Here is a 23,050-nt window from a genome sequence, read left to right as displayed (position 1 = left end):
CTAACGCCGGTTCGGTTTGCGTTTTTATTCCGCTTGGATCCGTCTCCCGACATATCCATTGAACCGTGCAAAGAGAGTGAAGAGGCCTGGTGATGAAACCCCTGTACCTGACCAAAGAGCAGTTGAACAAATTACAGACTGAATTGCATCATCTCAAGCGCAACGAACGCACCAAGGTGATCAAGGAGATTGCCGAGGCGCGCGAAAAGGGCGATCTGAGCGAGAATGCCGAATATGATGCCGCCAAGGAGAAGCAGCTGCTGATCGAGCGCAAGATCGCCCGGCTGGAGGAGACCCTTTCGCGGGCGCGGATATTGAGCGAAGAGATGATGGGGACCGAGCAGGTTCATGTGGGCAGCCGCGTGCTGCTGGTCGATCTTAAAACCGAGGAGGAGACGGTCTACGAGCTGGTGCCGACCGCAGAATTCCATTCCTATGATCTAGATGCCATCTCCATCGATTCACCGGTTGGCAAGGCTTTGGTCGGCAAGGGTGTGGACGATATTGTCTCGATCCGTGTGCCTGCAGGGGAGATCACCTATCGCGTTAAAAAGATTTCATAAGCGAGCAACCAGGGGTACCACCGTAGTCCGGTCTGGAACGGGGATCCCGAGAATCCGGTTTTTGTTCTTGAACGTACAGCATCGGGCTTTGCATCCATTCTCTTTCATACGTTGCCAGACGCTTTTCGCGACGAACCGCCCGTGTTTCGTATGAAGCCGGGCTTTTTTATGCATAAATTTGCCGCGCATTGGGACACTTCTGTAATCGTGGACTGGAATTTGCCTTTCTGCAAGGGGAAAGGACCGGGCCATCTTCCAATTATTATATCATCAATATAATAAATATTTTAAACTATTCGCCCAATCCAGGGAGAATGTCATACGATGGAACACCTGCTAAACTCTGAAACAAAATGGCGCTGGTTTTTCGCGCTGCTGATACTGCCGTTGGCGGCCGGGGCGCAAGTCTTTGATACCACGCCGCCCAAAATCGCCCATCAGCCGGTCCGTCTCGGCCGGGTCGGCAAAATCTTGCCCATTCTCGCCAATGTAAGCGATAACTCCGGCGTCAAGAGCGTGCGCATCACCGTCCAGCATGACGGGCAACAGATCCAGCACGAAATGAATCCGGTACAGAGCGCCTCGAGCGTGCCGGTGGTGGTGCAAACCGGTACCGAAGCAGTGGCGCTTTATGCAACGCCTAGCGGCAACGGCAAACTTCTGGGGCAGCTTGCCCCGGGTGAACTGCTCGAGGTCACTCTGGTGCACCCACCCTATTACCGCATTCGCAGCGCGGCGGGTCTGGTGGGGTACATTCCGGCCGATGCGGTCCAGATTGTCGAGTCCGGCGCGGCCTACCGGATCACCCTGCCGGTGCAGCTCACCGCCGGAGGACGTTTGTCCTACCAGATCACCGCGACCGATGATTTTGGCAATGAAGCCAAAACCGATCAGATCCCCATCCGGCTGCTCACCGATGAAGAGATTGCACGATTGCAGGAACGGCGCAGCGGACCGACCCCGTTGACCCGCGGTAAAGAGGCAACAGCCGTCCGTCCGGCCGCGAAAGGAACTTCTAAATCCCTCTATGCCAAGCCGGCATTCTGGATCACCACAGCCGCAATCGGCGGCGGGATCATCTATATGCTCGCCAGCGGGAGTGACGATACTGCACCCAAAAAGGCCGTGGTCGGCGTCACCATCGGCTGGTGAAGTGCGCCGGGCCAGGCCCCAATCCCGGGATCTGCTGCCCGGATGGAGTTGCAACGCTGGTGAAAGCCTTCTATTCATAGGAGTCATTCCATGGTTGCCCTTAAAAAAATATACCGCCTGTATGCCGCTGGCCTGCTGGCGCTACTGGCTGCCTGCAGCCAGCCCCTCTCGACCGAGCCGGAGAACGCGGATGATGCCCGCGTCACGGCAACCTTCTCGCTCTCCAAAGCCGCCGTGCTCAAGACGGGGATCAGCCGGCTGGTCATCACCGTCTCGGGAACGGGGATGAAGACCATGACGCTGGATACCACCGTTTCGGCTGCAGCAGAGGGGCGGTTCCAGACCACGCTCAAGGTCACGCCTGGCAAGAACCGGCTCTTCCAGGTGTCAGCTTTCCAGGATACCCTGCTGGTTCTGACCGGAAAAGACAGCCTCGACCTGAAGGCCGGGCAAAAAACGGCGCTCCGTCTGACCCTGCAGTTTCAGGTGCCAGCCCTCACCTTGACCCCCATCGATACCACCCTGGCCGTGAACAGCACCCTCACGGTCTATGTCAAAGCCCATCATGTGGACAGCCTGTGCACGATCGGTACCAAATTGAAATTCGACCCTGCCAAGCTGCAGGTGGTCGAGCTCGGTCGCGAGGACGATTTTCTTAAAAAGAACGGCGGGGCGGTCACGCAGTTGCAGTTCAGCAAGGACAACACTGCGGGCGAGGTGATCTTGCAACTGGGCATCTTCCCTGCGGGCAAATCGGTGAGCGGTGAGGGCAAGATCGCCCGCATCCTTTTCAAAGCGACCGCGACTTCGACAGCTGATATAGACCTCAACCTGAAGGGGACGGATCTGGGTTTGTATGACAAGCGTGCCAATCCCATGCAAGCCGTGGCGCTGGGCAGCCATATTGTGATTCAGTAGCTACTTCTCAACAGAGATCGGCAGAAGGGCCGGGGTGGAGGGGTTGTTCTCCGGCGATATCCAGGATCATTCGTCATCAAAACTAAAGAGTCGCATATGAAGAACAAGAGTGCAAGACCGGTCATCGGACTGATCACAATCCTACTCCTATTGGCTGCCGGCCTGTCCCAGGCCGCAACCAACCGCATCGCCGTCACCGCGGCGCCGGATACCTTGCGGACCTCTTTCGGCCCGCCGCTGGACAGCGAGTGGCAGCCCTATTCGATTCCGCTCACCGCGGGCACTTTCAAGGTCTCCGACAGCCTCTTCGATCGTGTCCTGTCCAATGTCCAGACCTTCCGCATTCGCACCGAAATGAGCGATGCCAAGGATATCGCCGGCATCGACAGCATCCGCGTCGGCTCGCGGTATTCGGCCAGCTTCAGCTCGGGAACGGAGGAGTGGAGTGCTTCGGGGGACGGCACGCTGGAATGGAAATCCTACGGCGGCCGACCGGGCGGATATCTGCAGGTCAGCGACTGGGGTACGGGCGACTGGCACTGGGCGGTGGCGCCGCCTGCATGGTCGGGCGACTGGTCGGAGCTCAAAGGGAGCGCGGTAACCTTTTATTTCAAGACCGACCACCCCGATTATCCCGCCCTCATCGAAATCACCTCCGGTGAAAATACCCAGCTGGTATTGAGCGCAGCTCCGCTCATTGTGCCACTGGGTTCCTACACCCTGGCTAAAATCTCTCTGGCCACAGTGGCGTCTGCCGACGTCAAGATCACGCTGACCTCCTCGGATCCGGGCTGCCTGCATGTGCCTGAGGTGGTGACGATCAGCCGCGGCACCCGGGAACAGGAGTTCAAGATATCGGCCGCTGCGAGAGAGCCGGGCTGCACCTCGGTTATCACAGCTGAGGCGCCGGGTTTCCAGACTGGCCGACTCACCCTTGCCGTCGGCAAACCGGTTGAAGCCAGCACCTACGCCACCCTCCGGGGGCGTGTGACCGATGCGATCACCAAGGAAGGCATCGCCGGAGCGGCGGTCTGGCTGGCGGGCCGGAACACCGTGACCGATGCCCACGGCGATTATACCATCACGGATATTCCCACCAGTGTGATTGCCGCCAATTTCAGCGCCGAACCCCTCGCCGGCAAAGCACCGCTCCAGGTGCAGTTCACTGACCTCTCAAGCGTCGGCAGCTACACCCTTTTTGTCTCCGCCACCGACTATATGGGTACCGAGTCGATTCTCGCCTTCAGCGAGAGCGAGGACAAATACTTGGAGATCTCACTCTCGCCGGTCATCAAGCCCGGCGAGATGCGCCTGATCCTTAATTGGGGCAACCAGCCCAAGGACCTCGATCTGCATCTGCGCACGCCGGTGATCGAGGGCGTGAGTCATGAAATCTATTGGGATAACAAGGGCAATCTCGAAAGCGCACCCTACGTTTTGCTCGATGTCGATCACCAGGAAGGTTACGGACCGGAGACGATCACCATCGGCGCGCTGCAACCGGGCACCTACCGTTGTTTTGTCGAGAATTTTTCCGAGCTGCCGGCGCTCAGCGGCGCCAACGCGCGTGTGCAGATCTACACCTCGGCGGGGCTGTTGCAGACCATCACCATTCCTACCTCCGGAACCGGCACCTTCTGGTATGTCTGCGAAATCGATGGCGCCACCGGCGCGGTTACGGTGCGCAATCTCATCCAGCCGGCTGTCCCCGCGGCCGCTCTGGCAGCGCGGCGCGCCAAGGTGCCAGCCGATCATGAGATCCTCGGCAGCGGCGGCGTGATCTCCTGGAACTGGGATTTTGACGGGGACCTCTTCATCGATTCCAACCTCCAAAATCCGGTCCATACCTACGGCAAACCGGGCCTCTATTCGGTCACCCTGCGGGTCAGCGATGGCAGCCGGGACTACTCGGTGAGAAAGGACAACTATATCTCGGTTCAGCCCGGGGTGATCACCGATGTCTCCTGGAGCCGCCAGTATGCACCCCTTACCCAGGATCTTTACACCGTCCATGCCCTCGACACCCTGACCGCTTGGGCAGGCGGCGCAGGCGGCACACTGCTCTTCACTAAAAACGGCGGAGCGACCTGGAGTGTGCGCAATGTCGATGCCAAATACACACTGAAAGATCTCTTCTTTACCACCGCCCTGAATGGATGGGCGGTGGGCTATGACAGCAAGCAGAATGCCGCCATTCTCCGGAGCACCGACGGCGGTCTCACCTGGTCCAGGGTCCTGAGCAGCACCACCGCACGCCTCTTCAGCCTGCACATGGTCAATGGCACGCTCGGGTGGGCGAGCGGCTACGAGGGCAAGATCGAGACCACGACCGACGGCGGGGCGACCTGGTCGCAGCAGTTCACGGGTCTTGCGGCCGGGCTCTACGCGGTTTACTTCCTCAACGCCGAGAAGGGCATCGTCGCCGGCGATAACGGCGTCATTCTCCGCACCGGCGATGGCGGCGCCAACTGGCAGCTCATGACCAGCGGGATTAATGTCCGGATTAATGACATTTGGTTCGCCGATGAGAATCTCGGCTGGGCGGTCTGCGAAAACGGCAAAATCCTCCACACCACCAACGGCGGGTCTACATGGAGCGCGCTTCAGGTGAGCAGCGCTGCACTGCGCGCCATCCACTTCACCTCCTCCTGGCACGGCTATGCGGCCGGCGATGGCGGTCTGATCTTTAAAACCTACGATGGCGGAGAGAGCTGGAGCGAAGAGAGCAGCACCGTGGGCTCCACGCTCAACGACCTTTTCATCGTTCATCCCGCGTGCGGCTGGGCTGTCGGCGCCGGTGGGGTCATTCTCCGGCTGCATCAGGGCGCGAGCTATCCATTCAGCATCACCAACCTGACGGCCCGCGCTACCGGCCCCAATACCGTCGGGCTCACTTGGGAGAATCCTAGCGATGAATATGCCGGTACGGTGATTGTTCGCAGCGCAACCGGCTATCCAGCAAGCGTGAGCGATGGCGTCACCATTTACAATGGCACCCGAAGCTTTTGCAGGGACTCTCTGCTCACCGCCAATACCACCTACTATTACGCCGCCTTCGCCTATAACAGCGCTGGACGCTATTCGCCCCTCGGCGCGACCTCGAGGGCTCTGGTCAGAACCGACGAGGGCTTTGAGTTGCACGGGTACAAGGTGACCGTCAGCAGCGTGGATGCCAGCGTTTTCCCGGTGGTCAAATCTTTCGTCTCCGTCGTCGATTCCGCGACCATGGAGCCCATCACCGGGCTGACGAAAGAGAATTTCGGCGTGCGCGAGGATGGAACCAAAGAGTCCCCGATCACGGTGGAATCGGTCAGCGGTACCTCCGGCGCCAAGGCCGATATCGTCTTTGTCTTCGATACCACCGGGAGCATGGGCGAAGAGATCAACGGCCTCAAGGAACGGGCATCGGCCTTTGCGGACGCCTTGGCTGCCAAGGGGATCGATTACCGTCTCGCTCTGGTAACCTACGGCGATGCCGTGGACAAGATCAACGATTTCACGGCTGAGATCTCCACATTCAAGGGATGGATCAACAGCCTGTACGCCTCGGGCGGAGGTGATACCAAGGAGAATTCGCTGGAAGGGCTGGCCAGCGCGACAACCCTCAGTTTCCGAGCTGTCAGCCAGCGCATTTTCATCCTCATTACCGATGCCGATTACCATCAGGCCGGAGAGAGCGGCGGCGGCACCACCACCTATACCACCACCAGCATGATCGCTCTGCTGCAATCCCAGCGCATCATGTGTAATGTGGTCGGACCTGATTATCCTCAATTCCGGCAGATGGCTGCGGAGACCGGCGGGCTCTATTTCGATATCAACGGCGATTTTCAGGCGATTATTGATAAGTTGAGCGTCGCCCTCTCCTCGCAGTATGTGGTGAGCTACACAACCCATAATCCGATACGTGATAACACCTGGCGCGATGTCATCATCACCGCGGCGCGCGGCATCCGGGGCGGCTGGGATAGCGGGCGCTATTACATTGCCGGCAAGCTGCCCAATGTGCGCGACTTTACCGCTGTGGCGGTCGCTTATAATAAAATCTACTGCCGCTGGTCATTCCCGCCCGGTAAAGCGCATGAGGGTGTCAAAGTGCTGCGCCGGATGGGTGGATGCCCGGCAGATCCCGCCGACGGGGAAATCGTTTACACCGGCGTCGACAGCACCTGCATCGATGCCGGGTTGACACCCGAAACCACTTATTATTACAGCGCCTTCACCTATAACAGCAGCGGCCAGGTGGCCGAGGCTTCCACCAGCGCCCGTGGTTATGCACACACCTGGCCCTTTTATTCTGGAACCAGCGGCTGGGTGGTGGCCTCCTCCGGCACAACCAGCAACCTCTATGCGATTATTGCCGATTCCCTGCATGCCCTGGCTGCGGGTGATAACGGCGTGATCGTGCGCACCGCCAACGGTGGCGCGAGCTGGAACAGCGCGGCCATCACCGCCAAGAGCGTGATCCGGGATCTCGCCTTTGTCGGCCCTGCCACCGGCTGGCTGGTTGGCCAGAGCAGCGCCGGGGCGGGGCTCTGCATGAAGACCAACAGCGGCGGCGATTCCTGGATCTCCTCACCGACCAGCGCTGCGGGGGTGCTTTATGCCAACGAGATGGTGAGCAGTGCGCTCGGCTGGAATGCCGGCAGTCAGGGCCTGATCGAGAAGACGGTCAACGGCGGCAGCACCTGGACCTCCCAGTACAGCGCCGCTGGGCAAACCTTTTATGACATCACCTTCGTCAACCCCGACACCGGCTGGGCCGTCGGTGAGGCGGGGGCCATTCTCAGGACCGTCAACGGCGGCGCCGTCTGGAGCAGTCAGAACAGCGGCGTGACCAGCGCCATCCGCGGCGTGGTTTTTATCGACGCCAACCAGGGCTGGGCGGTTACCGGCGATGGCAAGGTACTACGCACCCGTAACGGCGGTGTGACCTGGAGCAGCACCAGCGTCAGCTCCTTGCCCCTCCATGCCGTCGATTTTGCGGACGCCGGCAATGGAGTGGCGGTCGGCCAGGGCGGCCGGATCTACCGGACACATGACGGCGGTGGCACCTGGATTCTCGAGGCCAGCGGCGTGAGCGTTGGGCTGAATGCCGTCTGCCTCCTGAACGCTTATTCCGGCTGGATCGCCGGCGATGGCGGCACCATCCTTATGTTCGGCCGTAAGGGCGCAGGCGCCTACTCAGGGCTTGATGTAACCGTCAGCAGCGTCGACGCCGAGGCCTTCCCCGTGATCAAAAGCTTCGTCTCGGTCGTTGATTCCGCGAGCCATACCGCGGTCACCGACCTCACCGCGGAGAATTTCAAGGTGAGGGAAGAGGGCCTGCTGCAATCCCCGATCAAGGTGGAGATGGTCAGCACCGGTTCAGGAGCCCGCGCGGACATCGCCTTCGTCTTTGATGTCACCGGCAGCATGGGGGACGAGATCGCCGGATTGAAGTCGCGCGCCCTTAGTTTCGCCGACGCCCTGGCCGCCAAGGGGATCGATTTCCGGCTCGGCCTGGTCACCTTCAGCGACAGCACAGAGGAGGTGCATGACTTCACTGCGGATGCCGCCGAATTCAAGGCGTGGATCGACGGATTGCGTGCCTCCGGCGGCGGGGATACCAAAGAGAACGCCCTCGAAGCACTGGCCCGCGCGAGCAAGCTCTCCTATCGCGCGACCAGCCAAAAGATGGCGGTGTTGATCACCGATGCCGATTACCACCAAGCTGGCGAGTCTGGCGGCGGCACCACGACCTATACGACCGAGACAATGATCTCCCTGCTGCAGAGCCAACGCATCGTCACCCACGTTGTCGGGCCGAATGGTGCGCCCTTCCACAGCCTTGCCGAGCGAACCAGCGGGTTATGGTACAGCATCAGCGCCGACTTTGCGGGCATCATCGATGCCATTGGTGCCCTGCTGACCTCGCAGTATGTCATCACCTACACCACCAGCAATCCGGTGCCGGATAATACCTGGCGCCAGGTCGCGGTGGTAGCCGAGCGCAGCAGCAAAGGGGGCTACGATATCGGCCGCTACTATGTCGGCGCCAGCCGCATTGCCCTCGCGCCAGCCGCCTTGATTGGCATCAAAGATGCCTCCTTCGATATAAGCGTCACAGTCGACGGGCTGGTTAACCTCGGCTTGGTCCATTTTGTCCTCGCCTACAACGCGACCAAAATCGATGTGGTCAGCTGGGCGGCGGGCGACTTTTTGAAGCAGGGGGGGGCCGCGGATCCGACCCTGATCGTCACCGACGACGGGGTGGGCCTGGTTGACGTCTCCATGACCCGAGTCGGCGCCGCCACCGGCGCCAGTGGCAGCGGCACTCTTCTGAGCGTTCGCTTCAAGGTGCTGACGGCAGACTGCGCTAGCGATCTGAATCTGAACTCCGTACAACTCCGCCAGCCGGACAATACCGACCTGCCGGTTGCCAGCAGCGGTGCGCATATCCAGGCCGCCACCGCCGTGGGTTTGATCGGCGATTTCGACGGCGATCTCGACATCGATCTGCGCGATTTCACCCTGCTTGCCGGCTATTGGCAGCCGGCGAACTCCGCTGCCGGCGATATCGGCCCGGCTTCGGGGAGTGTCCCCGCGCTCACGGTGATGCACGACGGTGTGGTCAATTTTGAGGATCTCTTCGTCTTCACCCGGATGTGGAACTGGTACCAGTCCCGGCCGGTTGCGGTCGCCGCGCTCTCCCGGAGCACGGCAACACCGCTGGCCTGGAAGGTCTCACCGCTCCCCGGCGCCGACGGGCAGTACCTCTGTGAATTAATCGCGTCGGAGATCTCGGGTCTGGCCATGGCCCATCTGCGGCTGCGCTATAATCCCGAACAATTGCGGGTCGGTGCCATCACCGCCGGCGCCTTATGGGAGGCGGGTGGGGCCACCACGGCGCTGATGGTCGACCATGAATCCCGCTGCGGGATTATCGATCTGGCTCTGGCCCGCCTCGCAGAGAAGAACCGCGCCGCCGAGGTGAGCGGCGCCGGTGCCTTGGTTCGCATCGTGGTGGAGGAGCGCGGCGCCGCCGGGGCCCTCTGCGACTGGAAGGTGGAGAATCTGGATCTCCGCAGCCCGGGAAGCTGGATCCTGGCGCAAGCCCCCGAGACCGGACAGCTTCGCATCAGCGAACTCCCCACACGCTATGCGTTGGCACAGAACTATCCCAATCCGTTCAACGGGCGCACCGAGGTGCGGTTCTCGCTGCCGAAGAGCGGGACGGCGCGGGTGGTTGTCCTTAATATCCTGGGTCAGCCGGTGCGCACCCTGGCCGAGGGGCGTTTTGAGGCGGGGAGTTATCGCCGGATTTGGGACGGTCGCAATGAGTCGGGCCAGGAAGTCGTGAGTGGGATCTACCTGCTTAGGATGGAAGCGGCGGGATATACCGAGCTGCGGCGCATGGCCTTTGTCAAATGAGATCCGCAGCCGAAGCATGAAATGGAAAGGCCTCCCGGACAGAACATCCGGGAGGCCTTTTTGCGATCATACCGATTACTGAAGCTTTTTCGTCACCTTGTCTAGGCGTTCTTTGGCTTCTTTCTTGTGGACATCGTCGTTGAAGACCAGGTTGGGGCAGGCCAGGGCTTTTTCGAAGGCTTCTTTGGCTGGCTGGTACTGGTCCATCTCCTGGAAGGTGATGCCGAGCTCGAGATAGTGGTTGCAGTAATCCGGTTTCAGGGCGATGGCTTTTTTAAACAGCTCCACCGCCTTTTCATTGCTGGCCGGGGGAAGTCCGCCGTAGAGGACCTTGGCGAACATTTTTAGGACGCCGCTGAGGTTGGCCACTTCGCGGTTCCAGCGGCCCAGGACATGGCAGGCGATATCGTTATTGGGATTGAGCTGCAGGGTTTTTTCCGCTTCGCTCTTGACCTCTTTGGAGAGTTCGACTTTCTTTTTGCCGCCCTCCATCAAGGCGACACGGCCGACGACGATTGCCAGGGTGAGGTGCGCCATATCGTCATTGGGGCAAAGGGCCACCGCCTTGCGGGCGAATTTCTCGCCGGCGTAATAGTTAGTGCGCTGAATCTCCTTGGAGGCCATTTCGCCGATATCGACGTGGGCACGGGAAATTTTCCAGGCGGCCACGCAGCGGGAGGAATCGGCTTTCCAGGCAAGCTGGTAGAATTTCAGAGCCGTCGCGTTGTCGAATTTGGCATAGGCGGCATCGCCCTGGGCCAGATCATCCTCGGCGGAGGTCTGGGCGGCCAGGGGAAGGGCCAGGAACAACAGGGAGTAGATCAGGCGAAGGGTTCTCATTTTAATCTCCGGATTTCAATGGCCACAGCAAAATGAACTTTATTCATAATTCTACACTTTTTTTGCCACAATGTCAATCTTTTTCTCTCCTAATCACCGGGACCCCACAAAATACTTTAATTTGGCCCGCTGCTTTTGTAAATTACAGTTTGAGCACTCATGAAGGGCAGTGGAAAAATGGAAAAAGAGCAGATCATCATTCGCGGCGCCCGCGAGCACAATCTCAAGAATATCAGCCTCGAAATCCCCCGCAACCGGCTGGTGGTCATCACCGGGCTCTCCGGCAGCGGCAAATCCTCTCTGGCCTTTGATACCCTTTACGCCGAAGGCCAGCGGCGCTATGTCGAGTCGCTTTCGGCTTATGCCCGTCAGTTTCTGGGCCTGATGGAGAAGCCGGATGTCGACTATATCGAGGGTCTCTCGCCGGCGATTTCGATCGAGCAGCGCACGACGGGGCGTAATCCCCGCTCTACGGTCGGCACCGTAACCGAGATCTATGATTATCTACGCCTGCTGTTTGCGCGCATCGGCGTGCCCTATTGCTACAATTGCGGAAAGAAGATCGAGCGCCAGACGATCCAGCAGATCGTCGACCAGGTGATGGCGCTGCCGGAAGAGACTAAAATCCAGATTCTCGCACCAGTGGTGCGCGGCCGTAAGGGCGAATACCGCGAGATTTTTGAGGAGGCGCGCCGCGACGGTTACGTGCGCGTCCGCCTTGACGGCGAGATCCTCGAACTGGACCGTGAGATCAAACCCGATAAGAACCGCAAGCATAACATTGAGGTGGTGGTCGACCGCCTCATAGTCGGGCCGCGCATCCAGTCGCGACTCACCGACTCGGTTGAGACCGCCCTCAGCCTCGCCTCGGGCATTGTCCTCATCGATGTCGTCAGCGGCGAGGAGCTGCTCTTCAGCGAGCACTATGCCTGCATCGATTGCGGCATCTCCTACGAAGAACTCGCCCCGCGGATGTTCTCCTTCAACACCCCCTACGGCGCCTGCCCAGTATGCAATGGCCTCGGCACGAAAATGGAAATCAATCCCGAACTGATCGTCCCGGACAAGAGCAAGCCCCTCAGCCAGGGCGCCATCGCTCCCTGGGGAAAAATACAGGATGGGTGGTACCTCAGCCTCACCGCGGGGGTGGTTGAAAAATTCGGCTATACGATGGAAACGCGCTTCGACCAGCTCTCCCCCGAGTGCCAGCAAGTGCTGCTCTACGGCTCCGATGAAGAGATGGAGTTCAACTATCGTTCCAGTACCGGCCGGATGGAGGGCGTCTACCGCAACAAGTTTGAGGGGATCATCCGCAATATGGAGCGGCGTTACCAGCAGACCGACTCCAGCGGGATCCGCGAATGGATCGAAGGGTTCATGGATATCATCCCCTGCCCGGAGTGTCAGGGCTCGCGGCTGCGCAAGGAGGCGCGGGCAGTCCGGATCGGCGATCTCACCATTCAAAATGTGGTTGGATTCTCGGTGGATCAGGCACAGACTTTTTTCAATGATCTTCAGCTCTCGGCCCGGGACCAGTTGATCGCCCAGCAGATCCTCAAGGAGATCCGCGAGCGGCTGACCTTTCTCGACAACGTCGGACTCGACTATCTGACCCTCGACCGCGCCGCCGGCACCCTTTCAGGCGGTGAGGCCCAGCGCATCCGGCTTGCGACCCAGATCGGCTCCCAGCTGGTGGGCGTGCTATATATCCTCGATGAACCCTCCATCGGCCTGCATCAGCGCGACAACCAGCGGCTGATCGACACCCTGATGAAGTTGCGCGATCTCGGCAATTCGGTCATCGTGGTGGAGCATGACAAGGAGACCATCGAAAAGGCCGATTTTGTCGTCGATCTCGGTCCCGGCGCCGGGGAGCACGGCGGCGAGCTGGTCGCGCTCGGCACACCGCAGGAGGTTGCCGCCAACCCGGCTTCAATCACCGGCGATTATCTGGCCGGCCGGCGCACCATTCCCCTGCCGGAAAAACGCCGCAAGGGCAACGGTCACCGGCTCTCCATCCATGGCGCCACGGGTAACAATCTCAAGAACATCGATGTCGACATCCCCCTGGGCACCCTGGTCTGCGTCACCGGCGTCTCGGGCAGCGGCAAGAGCAGCCTGATCAATGAGACACTCTATAACCTCCTCAGCAGGCATTTCTATCGGTCCAAGGAGGCGCCCCTCGCTTACCAGAGCATCACAGGGCTGGAGCACCTCGATAAGGTGATCGCCATCGACCAGTCGCCGATCGGCCGCACCCCGCGTTCCAATCCGGCGACCTATACCGGTCTTTTCACTCCGATCCGCGACCTCTTCACCCAGCTGCCCGACTCCAAGATCCGCGGTTACCAACCCGGCCGTTTCAGTTTCAATGTCAAGGGCGGGCGCTGCGAGGCCTGCCAAGGAGACGGCATCATCAAGATCGAAATGAATTTCCTTCCCGATGTTTACGTCACCTGCGAGGTGTGCAAGGGTCAGCGCTACAACCGCGAGACCCTGGAGATAAAGTACAAGGGGGAGTCGATCGCCGGCATCCTCGACATGACCGTGGATCATGCACTCGAATTCTTCGACAAAATCCCGGTGATCAAGCGCAAACTCAAGACTCTGGCGGACGTCGGCCTGGGATACATCCGCCTCGGCCAGCAGGGGACCACGCTCTCGGGCGGCGAGGCGCAGCGGGTTAAGTTGGCTACGGAGCTGAGCAAGATCGGCACCGGCCGGACCATCTATATTCTCGACGAGCCAACCACCGGGCTCCATTTCGAGGACTGCAACATGCTCCTCCGCGTTCTCAACCGCCTTGTTGACAAGGGCAACACCGTGGTGGTGATCGAGCACCATCTGGATGTGATCAAGACGGCGGACTATATCATCGATCTCGGACCCGACGGCGGCGAGAAGGGCGGCTATGTGGTCGCTGCGGGCACCCCGGAGGAGGTGGCTCGCGTCGCGGCATCCTATACCGGGCAGTTTCTTAAGGGGGCGCTGCGGCGTTGAGCGGCTCCCTCGCCGCTCCGCGCTTCCCCCGCTCCCCCCGCTCCCCCCAACCCGCCTCGCTCCGCCCCGCCGTGCTCTGGCGCCCGCCGTTATGTAATAAAGCAGGCTTTATTAGGCATTTTTCACAAATTGGATCTACCTCTCCCCTCGCTCCCAAATACCTAAAGATATCAAAGGCGGAGAAAAGCGCTTGCTTGGGCCGGGCGCGTCACTTCAGCCAAACTGTCATATACACTCGTCTTGATAAATGGTGGACGCTGCATTATGGCTATTATAGCAAAGAGCATTGTGGCCGCATTCTCGGAAAAGCAGACAAAAAACGCTGTAGTGGGCGACGCAGACGGTCCACAATAGCCGGCGGTCATGGACGGCTAGGTTTTTTTGTCAGAAAACGGCTACTGCATAGGGTTTCCGGTTAATCCAGAATCCGCTGAAAGCTGCTTCGTACGCGTTGTTATATTTCCTGCCGGGATGGTTCCGCTGGAAATATCTGGCCAATACCTCCTGAGTCAGGCTGATTGAGAATCTCTGAAATTCACGCGCGTCATCCAGAATCGTTGGGGCCCGATCGACAAAAATGGCAGGCCATGCTTTCTCCTGGCATATCTTCGAAAATAGGCCAGGAGAAAGCGCTAAAAATCTCTCCAGCCTGCTACATCCTTTCTTGCACCAAGCTTCCCCTATTAACATACGACCTGTGGACAGAGCCCACTCGCAGCCCTCAGCTACATCCTTTTTACACCAGCTTCATCTATCAACATACCATCTTGTACCCCCTCGCTCCTGCCGTCTGCACCCTTGCGTTCCACACTGAATGACGCCGCGCCGGCTCTACGAGGCGTATCACGGCTGTGCGCAATGGTATAAAAAAAGTATTGACAAAATTATAACAAAAGCGTATACTAATAGTATGAAGGAGGTATAAACATGGCAATCGCGAAAACGGCAATCTCCATTCAGAAACCGCTCCTCGACAAGGTCGATACCTTGGCCAAGGACCTTTCGCTCTCGCGCAGCAAGATCTTCACTTTGGCCGTCGAGGCCTATCTGGAGCAGCTGCAGAACCAGATCCTTCTGGAGAAGATCGACGAGGCCTTTTCCGACCCCGATCCGCGCGAGCAGGGCTACCTGGCGCATATGCGGCGGCGGCAGCGCCATCTCCTGGAGGATACCTGGTGATCAAGCAGGGTGAGGTCTACTGGATTTCCCTGGAGCCCCCAATCGGATCCGGACCCGGATATCGCCATCCACACGTCGTCATCCAGAACAACCTCTTCAATGCCAGCAAGATCCGCACGGTGGTTGTTTGTGCCTTGACTTCCAACCTGCAGCGCGGCCGCTCGCCGGGCAATGTGACCCTCAAAAAGGGTGAAGCGGGACTGCCCAAGGCGAGCGTTGCCAATGTGACCCAGCTTTTCACCGTGGACAAAGCGGAGCTGACCGAAAAAATCGGGACGCTCTCCCCCGACCGGATGCGCCAGATTCTTGACGGCATCGAGCTGCTGACGCGGCCGCGAAATCCCTGACCCAAATCGAGTGGATCGATGAATCTCTATGCGCTGATCATTCTGGCCGCCTTGTTGGCCGATTTCCTGCTGGCCGGTGTGGCGAAGGGCTTGAACCTCAGAACCTTGTCGAAGCCGCTGCCTGACGAGTTCGCCGGTGTGTTCGATCCGGAAGCCTACGCCAGGATGCAGGCCTATACCCGCGAGAAGACGGTGTTCAGTCTGATCACGGCCGCCTTCGATCTGGCCGTGCTGTTGATCTTCTGGTTTGCCGGTGGATTCAATTGGCTGGATCAATTGGTGCGCGGCTGGGGATGGCCTCCGCTGGTCAACGGCCTGCTCTATATCGGCTTGCTCATGGCCGCCTCCGGTGCGCTCTCCCTGCCTTTTACCGTCTATCACACCTTCGTCATCGAGGCGAAATACGGTTTTAACCGCACCACGGTCAAGACCTTCATCCTCGACCTGGTCAAAGGATTGGTGCTGGCGGTTGTATTGGGCGGGCCATTGCTGGCAGGACTACTCGCTTTTTTCCAGTATGCGGGGGCCTGGGCGTGGTTCTATGCCTGGGTGGTTACGTCGGGGTATTCGCTGCTGGTGAGTTTTGTCGCCCCGACTTGGATCATGCCGCTATTCAATAAATTCACGCCGCTGGAGGAGGGCGAGCTTAGGACGGCGATCCTGACCTTTACGGAGAAGGTGCGTTTCCCCCTCAGGGGTGTTTTTGTCATGGACGGCTCGAAGCGGTCAACCAAATCGAACGCCTTTTTCACCGGATTTGGCAGGAACAAGCGTATCGTCCTGCTCGATACACTGATCGAAAAACAGACCACAGTTGAACTGGTCGCGGTGCTGGCGCATGAAATCGGCCATTATAAGAAGAAACACATCCTGATCGGGATGCTGATCAGCATCGTGCATATGGGGATCATGTTCTTCCTGCTATCGCTCTTCATCCGCGTTGTGGAACTGCATGCGGCTTTCAGGATGGAGCAGCTCTCGCTCTATGCCGGTCTGGTCTTCTTCGGCTTGCTCTATTCGCCGGTCGAGATGATCCTCGGGCCGTTGACGAACGGGCTATCGCGCCGGCATGAATATCAGGCCGATCATTTTGCCGCCGTCTCCGGCCTAAGTGAAGCGATGATTTCAGCGCTAAAAAAACTCTCGCGCGACAATCTCTCACATCTTACCCCGCATCCCTTTTACGTCTGGCTGACCTACTCCCATCCGCCGGTGCTGGAGCGGATACAACATCTCCGTATCTTCTCGCAAGAAAATACGACGTCGTAAGAGCGCCTTATCTAAAAGGGGTTTGGGGCGGCGATCCGCGCGACGGGGCAGAAAAGCGGTGGATGCTGCAAAGGGAAAGAGGGGCTAAAACTTTTCCCCCGGATGCCCGGTTGCTCCATTTTACGGTAGAGGTGGGGAGGTTTAATCTGGGCGAATTTGAGAAAACCATCGGTGAGTTCTCGGATTCGGGCCGCCTCCTCAACTATCTTTTTGAGATAGCGGTCGTAAAATCCGGTTTTGCCGATGCCATCCGGTGATATTCCATCAACAGCCGCTGAACCGCCAGCAGGATCAAGGAGAGCGGAGTCTTGATCTGGTAGGCCAGGCGTTGCGCCAGCCGGGGCGTTCTTTACCAGCGAGATAGTCGCGACGGAATCGCCGCAAGGGTCGAAGACGCAAGTCCAGATGGCGTGAGAACCTCCGCTGGTGCTGCTCATGGGCCGGTGCCCCTCTGCCGGGAAATGGAACCACTCCGCTCCTTGCGCTTCGCTTGCAGTACTTCAGTATACACCTTGGCACGCAAAAAGTCAAGCAACAAATACTTGCAAATGGCCGTAAATCTTGCTAAAATGCGCAAAGACGGGCTCAAGGGCCCGCCGCTGTTCCTCAATGGCTGTGGGATTCATTTTCATGCGGAGGTCAGGATGAGAGGGTGCAGGACATTTTTGCTGATGTTGAGCCTGGCGGCGATGGTCTCCGGCGGCGAGCTCTCGGTGCTCTCGGTCACACCCAAAGGCCCGGTCGGCGCCGTGACCGATGCCCTCAGCATTGTCGTCACCTTCAGCGAGCCCATGGTAGCCCTCAAGGCGACGCCGGAAGGGCTTGCTTCCGGGCCGCTGAAGATTTCGCCCGCCATCAAAGGCCAATTCCGCTGGATGGGGACGCGGACGCTGGCCTTCACACCCCTCGACACCCTCCCGGTCGCCACCCGCTTCGAGGTGACTGTTCCGGCGGGCACCAAAGCCCTCAGCGGTGCCCTCCTGACCAAAGCCTATTCCTGGAGCTTCAATACCCTTCGCCCGCTCCTGCTGCAGTCGGAGCCTGAAGACGGTGAGCAGGGATTTGATCCGCGCGGCCTCTTTTTACTCTGCTTCAATCTAGAGATGGATCCCACCCGCATCGGCGATAAACTCATCCTCAGCGATGGAGTTCGTTCCCTCCCCATCCAGCTGCGGCGTGCCACCGTCGAGGAGATCCACCGCTCCTGGCGTCTCGGCGAGGATTCCACGCGGGTGATTGCCGTGATGCCGGCGGCGCCGCTGGCGCGCAATAAAAAGTATACCCTCAAACTCGCGCCGGGTTTGCTCGCCCGAAAAGGCGCCCTCGGGCTGGCGGAGGCGCGGAGCATCGCCGTCAGCACCGTTGGCGATCTCTGGTTCAAGGGGATCTCCTCCGGCCGCAGCGAGGAGGGCGGGCGGATCACCCCGGTCAGCGGCATCGAGTTTGAGTTCAGCAACCGCGTGACGCCGGCGGAGTTGGTCCAGCATCTCAAATTTCAGCCCGAGGTAAAGATTCCCGATTTCTATGCCGAGCGCACCTGGGCGAGCGGCACGGTCCGTCTGAATCTTGAATTGTTTCCCGAAACCCTCTACCACTTTTCCATCGATGGCGGGTTGAAGGATACCTATGGCAATCTCATCAGCCGCGCCGTTAACGACACGTTTCGTACGGCCGCCTATCCGGCGCGGGTCTCGCTGAATACCGGCCCCGGTGTACTCGAGGCTTACGGTGACCGCAACTATCCGGTATTTTTTGTCAACAAGGAGCGGGTCCGGGTGCGCCTCGGCCTGGTGGCACCCGAGCGGCTGATTCCCTTGCTGCTATCGCCCGAGGATATTTATGGGCGCGCCAAGCCTCTGCCCGATTCGCTTTTCATGGTGGACCGGATGTGGGAGGTCCGGCAACCGCGCAACGTCAAAAGCGCCCAGCCGCTCAAGGTGGACTGGGTGCTGGGCGGGCGGAAGACCGGCGTGGTGCTCTCCGAGATCGACGATCTGACCACCCATCCGGAGATTCCGGTGCGTTGGAGCCGCATTCTGCTGCAGGTGACCGACATCGGCGTTTCCGCCAAATTCTCGCCCCTCAACAATCTGATCTGGGTCACCCATCTCAAGGACGCGACGCCGGTGGCCGGCGCGCGTGTCGAAATCCGCGACGATGCCAACCGCAAGCTCTGGAGCGGGACCACCGGGCCGCAAGGGCTTTGTGAGACCCCGGGGTGGCGCGAACTCGGTATAGGCGCTACCCAGCGCTGGGAGAAACCGCGGCAGTGGGTTTTCGTGTACAAGGATCAGGATTTCGCGTACAATGCCTCGGACTGGGGAACCGGCATTTTCCCCTACCGTTTCGGCATCGAGTACGAATGGAATCCCGAGCCGGTCAAGCACGCGGGTGTGCTCTTCACCGAGCGTGGCCTCTATCGCGCGGGCGAGATCATCCACTTCAAGGGCATGATGCGGGAAAAGCGCTATCACGATTGGAGCGTCCCGGCCAAAAGAAATTATCTCCTGCGCATCAATGACAGCCGCGGCAATGAACTGGTCAACAAAACCATCCACCTCTCCGAATTCGGCTCCTTTGATTACGACCTGCAGCTTTCAGGAACCGCCCCGCTGGGTTACTACTCAGCGGCGGTAAGTGATGCCCCCGACAGCAGCGGCACGGAGGGTGAGAGCTACATGAACACCAGCTTCCGTGTCGAAGCCTATCGCCCCGCCGAATTTTCGGTCCGGGTCCGCAGTGCGGCTCCCGCCTTTCTACTCGGCGACAGTGTGACCGCCCGGGTCGCGGCCCATTATCTCTTCGGCGCCCCCCTGGCGGGACAGAAAGTGGCCTGGAATGCCTACCTCGACCGCGATACCTTCTGGCCGCAGGGCCATGAAGGCTTCCTTTTCGGCATCATGGATTGGTCCGATGATGAGACCGACCGTTTTTCCGGCCGCGTCCTCGCCCAGTCGCATGCTACGCTGGACGCCCAGGGTGAGGCCCGCTTCGCAGCCTCGGTGCAGGCGGCCGGAATTGATTTTCCCCTCTCCCTGACGGTCAGCGCCGATGTCACCAGCCCCGGCCGGCAGGTGATCGGCTCGAGCGAAAGAATCACCATCCATCCCGCTTCATTCTACATCGGTCTCAAGCCGGCGACGAGCTTTGCCGAGGCGATGAAGCCGCTGGCTTTCGATCTGATCACGGTCACGCCCGAAGGGGCGCCGGCCCCCGGAAAGAGTATTAAGGTGCGCCTGGTCAAGCGGCAGTGGCACTCGGTGCACAAGGCCGGTCTCGGCGGCCGATATGAATGGATCAGCAAGGCGGTGGATACGCCCAGCGATTCGGTGACGATCACAACCGCCTCTGAGGCCGTGAGCCGCAGCTTCATCCCCAAAGAGGCGGGGGTCTATTACCTCGAGGCGTACGGCCGTGAGGGCACCGGCCGGGCAACGCGGAGCCAGGCGTGGCTCTATGTCATCGGCAAGGGCTATGTCGCCTGGATGCGCGAGGATGACGACCGGATAGAACTGGTTGCGGACCGCACCGGGTACAAACCGGGCCAGACGGCCCGGGTGATGGTCAAGTCGCCGTTCGAAAGTGCCCAGGCTTTGGTGACCCTCGAGCGTGAAGGGATCATGAGCCAGCAGGTTGTGACACTGACCGGGAGCACACCGACGCTCGAGATCCCGTTGACGCGAAAATATCTACCCAACGTTTTCGTTTCGGTGATACTCCTGCGTGGTCGGGCGGGCAACGCCCTGTTTTCCGAAGAGGGTGAAGATGTCGGCCGCCCGGCATTCAAGATCGGCTATGTCAACCTGCCGGTCGATCCCGGAGACCAGCATCTCAAGGTGGCTGTACAGGCGGAGCGCAGCGATTATCTTCCAGGCACTCCGGTCACGCTGGATATTGACGTCAAGGATGCGGCCGGCGAACCCTCGGCCGCCGAGGTCACCCTGGCCGTCGTCGATCGCGGCGTCCTCGACCTGATCAACTATGAGCTTCCTGATCCTTTCGATGTCTTCTACGGCAACCGGCCGCTCTCGGTGCAGACCTCCGAGACCCGTCTCCATATCGTTGAGCAGCGCAACTACGGCGAGAAGGGCGAGAAACGCGGCGGTGGCGGCGCCGAAGGCTACAGCAGCGAGATGGACCTGCGCAAGAATTTCAAGGCCACCGCTTACTGGAATCCGGCGCTTGACGTCGATGCCACCGGCCATGCGCGTGTGACCTTCAAGCTGCCGGATAACCTCACCACCTTCAAGATCATGGCCGTCGCCAATTCCATCGCCTCTGAGTTCGGATATGCCAGCAGCGAGATCAAGGTTAATCAGCCCCTGATGCTGCTGGCCACGCTGCCGCGCTTTGCCCGCATCGGTGATACCTTCGAGGCGGGGGCGGTGATCCACAATTATTCCGGCGAGGCGGGCGAGGCCACCCTGAATCTTGAGGTCAGCGGCCTCGAATTGCAGGGGCCGAGCGCCGTCACGGTGACCGTGCCTCGCAATGGTAGCCAGGAGGTGCGTTATTCATTCAGGGCGGTGAAAGAGGGCACAGCCACCTTCCGCTTCCGCTGCCAGATGGCTGGGTCCAGCGATGCACTCGAACGCTCCATTCCTGTCGAGGTACCGGGCGTGCGGGAGACGGTTGCCCTTTACGAGCGCGCTGGGGGATCTGCCGCGCAGATTCTGGAAATCCCCCAGGCCGCGCATAAGGAGCTTTCGACCCTCGAGGTGTCGCTCGCCTCGACGGCCCTCTCCGAACTCTCCGGACCTTTCGAGTATCTGATGTATTATCCCTATGAGTGCCTCGAGCAGCGCCTGTCGCGGGCCCTGCCGGTGCTGGTCTCCGGTGATCTGGTGGATGCTTTCGGACTGCAAACAAAGGGCGCCAAAGAGTACAAATCTATCGCCCGCAGCGTGCTCGCCGACCTCGGCCGTTTTCGCACCGAGGAAGGCGGCTTTGCGATCTGGCCTGGATCGAACTACAGCTCGCCATTCGTTACCGCCTATGCCGCCTGGGCCATGACGCTGGCCCAAAAAGCGGGATATGATGTGGATGAGGCCCTCCTGACGGATGCCCTCACCTTCATAAAAAATGTGCTCAAAGGAGAGTACTATCAGGCTACGCCTTACAATCAGGCCTCCTGGCAGACGACCCATGCTCTGATGCTCTACGTGCTGGCACTCAACGGACAGGCGGAGGCTTCTGCACTGGACCGCCTGATCGGGGCCAAGACGCCGATGACAACGACCGGCAAAGCGTGGCTGCTTAAAACGGTCTCTCTTCTCGGCCGCAAGGACGACTCCAGGGCCCGGCTGACTCAGGAGTTGCTCAACAAGATCCGCGTCTCGCCGACGGAGGTCCATTTCGCGGCGGAGAACGAGGCCCCCTGGATCTACGACTCGGATGTCCGCACCACCGCCGTGGTGCTGCAGGCTTTGCTCGAAACCGGAGCGACGTTTCCGCAGGCCGGGCAAGCGGTTGCCTGGCTGATGACCGAGCGCCGAGAGGGGCATTGGTCTAATACCCAGGAGAATTTTTTCGTCCTTTATGCGCTTTCCGAATACCTGAAGAAGAACGAAGCAGAGACGCCCCGGTTCACCGCCCGGGTCCGACTCGCCGGCCAGGAGGTGATGAGTGCGCTCTTCGCCGGACGCTCAGTCGCCGTGGAGCGCCGGGTCCTGCCGCTGTCGGCGTACCCAGAGAAAAAAGTTCAGGCCGAGATCAGCAAGGAGGGGCCGGGCACCCTCTATTATGGCCTGCGCATGAGTTATTACCCCCTCAAGTATGACGATACGCGCGAGGAGGGGATTACGGTCTTCAAGGTGATGGAACCGCTCACTTCCGGACAAAAGGTTTCGGAGAAGATACCGGCTGGTGAGGTGGTCAAGGTCACGCTGACGGTGGTGGTGCCCCAGGCGCGTCACTACGTCGTGGTGGACGACCCGCTGCCTGCGGGCCTGGAGGCGGTCCAGGTCACCTTTGCGACGACCAGTGCGGCGACGGCGCGGATGGAAGAGGATGAATCCGCCGGAGAAGAGTGGTGGAGCGGATTTACCCACATTGAGAAACAGGATGACCGGGTGCTGCTCTTCGCCGACTGGCTGCCGGAAGGGGTGCACACCTACACCTATCTGATGCGCGCGACGACGCCCGGCACCTTCACCCTGCCACCGACCCGGGCTGAAGAGATGTACAAACCCGAGGTTTACGGCCGGACCATGGGGGGCAAAGTGAGGGTGGAATGATCGGCGGCGCTATCAGCGCCCTGGATAATGGAACGAGGGACCATGAGGAAATCTGAACGCCGCGGGGCGCGGACGTCAATGCTGCCGCTGCGAATGGTCTCACCCCGCTGATGTGCGACTTCGAGCCAAAGTT

Annotated in this window: 11 protein-coding genes; 9 read left to right on the top strand and 2 right to left on the bottom strand. The window is 59.8% G+C overall.

Annotated elements, in window-relative coordinates; genetic code table 11:
- The first annotated feature begins 92 nt into the window (after nucleotides 1–92).
- The 4 genes from greA to PLH32_00810 all read left to right on the top strand — a co-directional run bounded on the left by greA (nucleotide 93) and on the right by PLH32_00810 (nucleotide 10,046).
- Nucleotides 93–563, top strand: a complete 471-nt coding sequence (gene greA, locus PLH32_00825) for a transcription elongation factor GreA (GenBank protein HQJ63131.1) — start codon at nucleotides 93–95, stop codon at nucleotides 561–563.
- Between the two features lie 324 nt (nucleotides 564–887).
- Nucleotides 888–1,715 carry an SH3 domain-containing protein gene (locus tag PLH32_00820; protein ID HQJ63130.1) on the top strand — a complete coding sequence of 276 codons (828 nt, stop codon included), beginning with the start codon at nucleotides 888–890 and terminating at the stop codon, nucleotides 1,713–1,715.
- Nucleotides 1,716–1,805: 90 nt separating this feature from the next.
- Nucleotides 1,806–2,633: a cohesin domain-containing protein gene (locus PLH32_00815; GenBank protein HQJ63129.1), complete on the top strand. Its 828-nt coding sequence runs from the start codon at nucleotides 1,806–1,808 to the stop codon at nucleotides 2,631–2,633.
- Nucleotides 2,634–2,729: 96 nt separating this feature from the next.
- The gene (locus PLH32_00810; GenBank protein ID HQJ63128.1) at nucleotides 2,730–10,046 is read left to right on the top strand and encodes a YCF48-related protein; all 7,317 of its coding nucleotides are present in this window, start codon (nucleotides 2,730–2,732) and stop codon (nucleotides 10,044–10,046) included.
- Nucleotides 10,047–10,121: 75 nt separating this feature from the next.
- On the opposite strand, the gene PLH32_00805 is transcribed toward PLH32_00810, so the two are convergent.
- The gene (locus PLH32_00805) at nucleotides 10,122–10,886 is read right to left on the bottom strand and encodes a tetratricopeptide repeat protein (protein ID HQJ63127.1); all 765 of its coding nucleotides are present in this window, start codon (nucleotides 10,884–10,886) and stop codon (nucleotides 10,122–10,124) included.
- 177 nt (nucleotides 10,887–11,063) lie between these two features.
- On the opposite strand from PLH32_00805, the gene uvrA reads away from it, so the two are divergent.
- The 4 genes from uvrA to PLH32_00785 all read left to right on the top strand — a co-directional run bounded on the left by uvrA (nucleotide 11,064) and on the right by PLH32_00785 (nucleotide 16,681).
- The gene (gene uvrA / locus PLH32_00800) at nucleotides 11,064–13,886 is read left to right on the top strand and encodes an excinuclease ABC subunit UvrA (GenBank protein HQJ63126.1); all 2,823 of its coding nucleotides are present in this window, start codon (nucleotides 11,064–11,066) and stop codon (nucleotides 13,884–13,886) included.
- A 927-nt stretch (nucleotides 13,887–14,813) separates the two neighbouring features.
- Complete coding sequence (locus PLH32_00795; protein ID HQJ63125.1) at nucleotides 14,814–15,065, top strand: ribbon-helix-helix protein, CopG family; 252 nt, start codon at nucleotides 14,814–14,816, stop codon at nucleotides 15,063–15,065.
- Complete coding sequence (locus PLH32_00790; protein HQJ63124.1) at nucleotides 15,059–15,412, top strand: type II toxin-antitoxin system PemK/MazF family toxin; 354 nt, start codon at nucleotides 15,059–15,061, stop codon at nucleotides 15,410–15,412. The genes PLH32_00795 and PLH32_00790 overlap by 7 nt, the downstream gene beginning before the upstream one ends.
- 18 nt (nucleotides 15,413–15,430) lie before the next feature.
- Nucleotides 15,431–16,681, top strand: coding sequence for a M48 family metallopeptidase (locus PLH32_00785; protein HQJ63123.1), 1,251 nt, complete (start codon nucleotides 15,431–15,433; stop codon nucleotides 16,679–16,681).
- Between the two features lie 11 nt (nucleotides 16,682–16,692).
- Here PLH32_00785 and PLH32_00780 read toward each other — a convergent pair whose 3' ends face one another.
- Nucleotides 16,693–17,118 (bottom strand): hypothetical protein, encoded by a 426-nt coding sequence (locus tag PLH32_00780; protein HQJ63122.1) that lies wholly within the window; start codon nucleotides 17,116–17,118, stop codon nucleotides 16,693–16,695.
- Nucleotides 17,119–17,325: 207 nt separating this feature from the next.
- On the opposite strand from PLH32_00780, the gene PLH32_00775 reads away from it, so the two are divergent.
- Nucleotides 17,326–22,917 (top strand): MG2 domain-containing protein, encoded by a 5,592-nt coding sequence (locus PLH32_00775; GenBank protein ID HQJ63121.1) that lies wholly within the window; start codon nucleotides 17,326–17,328, stop codon nucleotides 22,915–22,917.
- Nucleotides 22,918–23,050: the final 133 nt, after the last annotated feature.

It is taken from the genome of bacterium, from assembly GCA_035419245.1.
Classification (GTDB): domain Bacteria; phylum Zhuqueibacterota; class Zhuqueibacteria; order Residuimicrobiales; family Residuimicrobiaceae; genus JAKPUX01.
The sequence above is the reverse complement of the archived record's forward strand: the minus strand, read 5'-3'. Positions and strand labels throughout refer to the sequence as shown.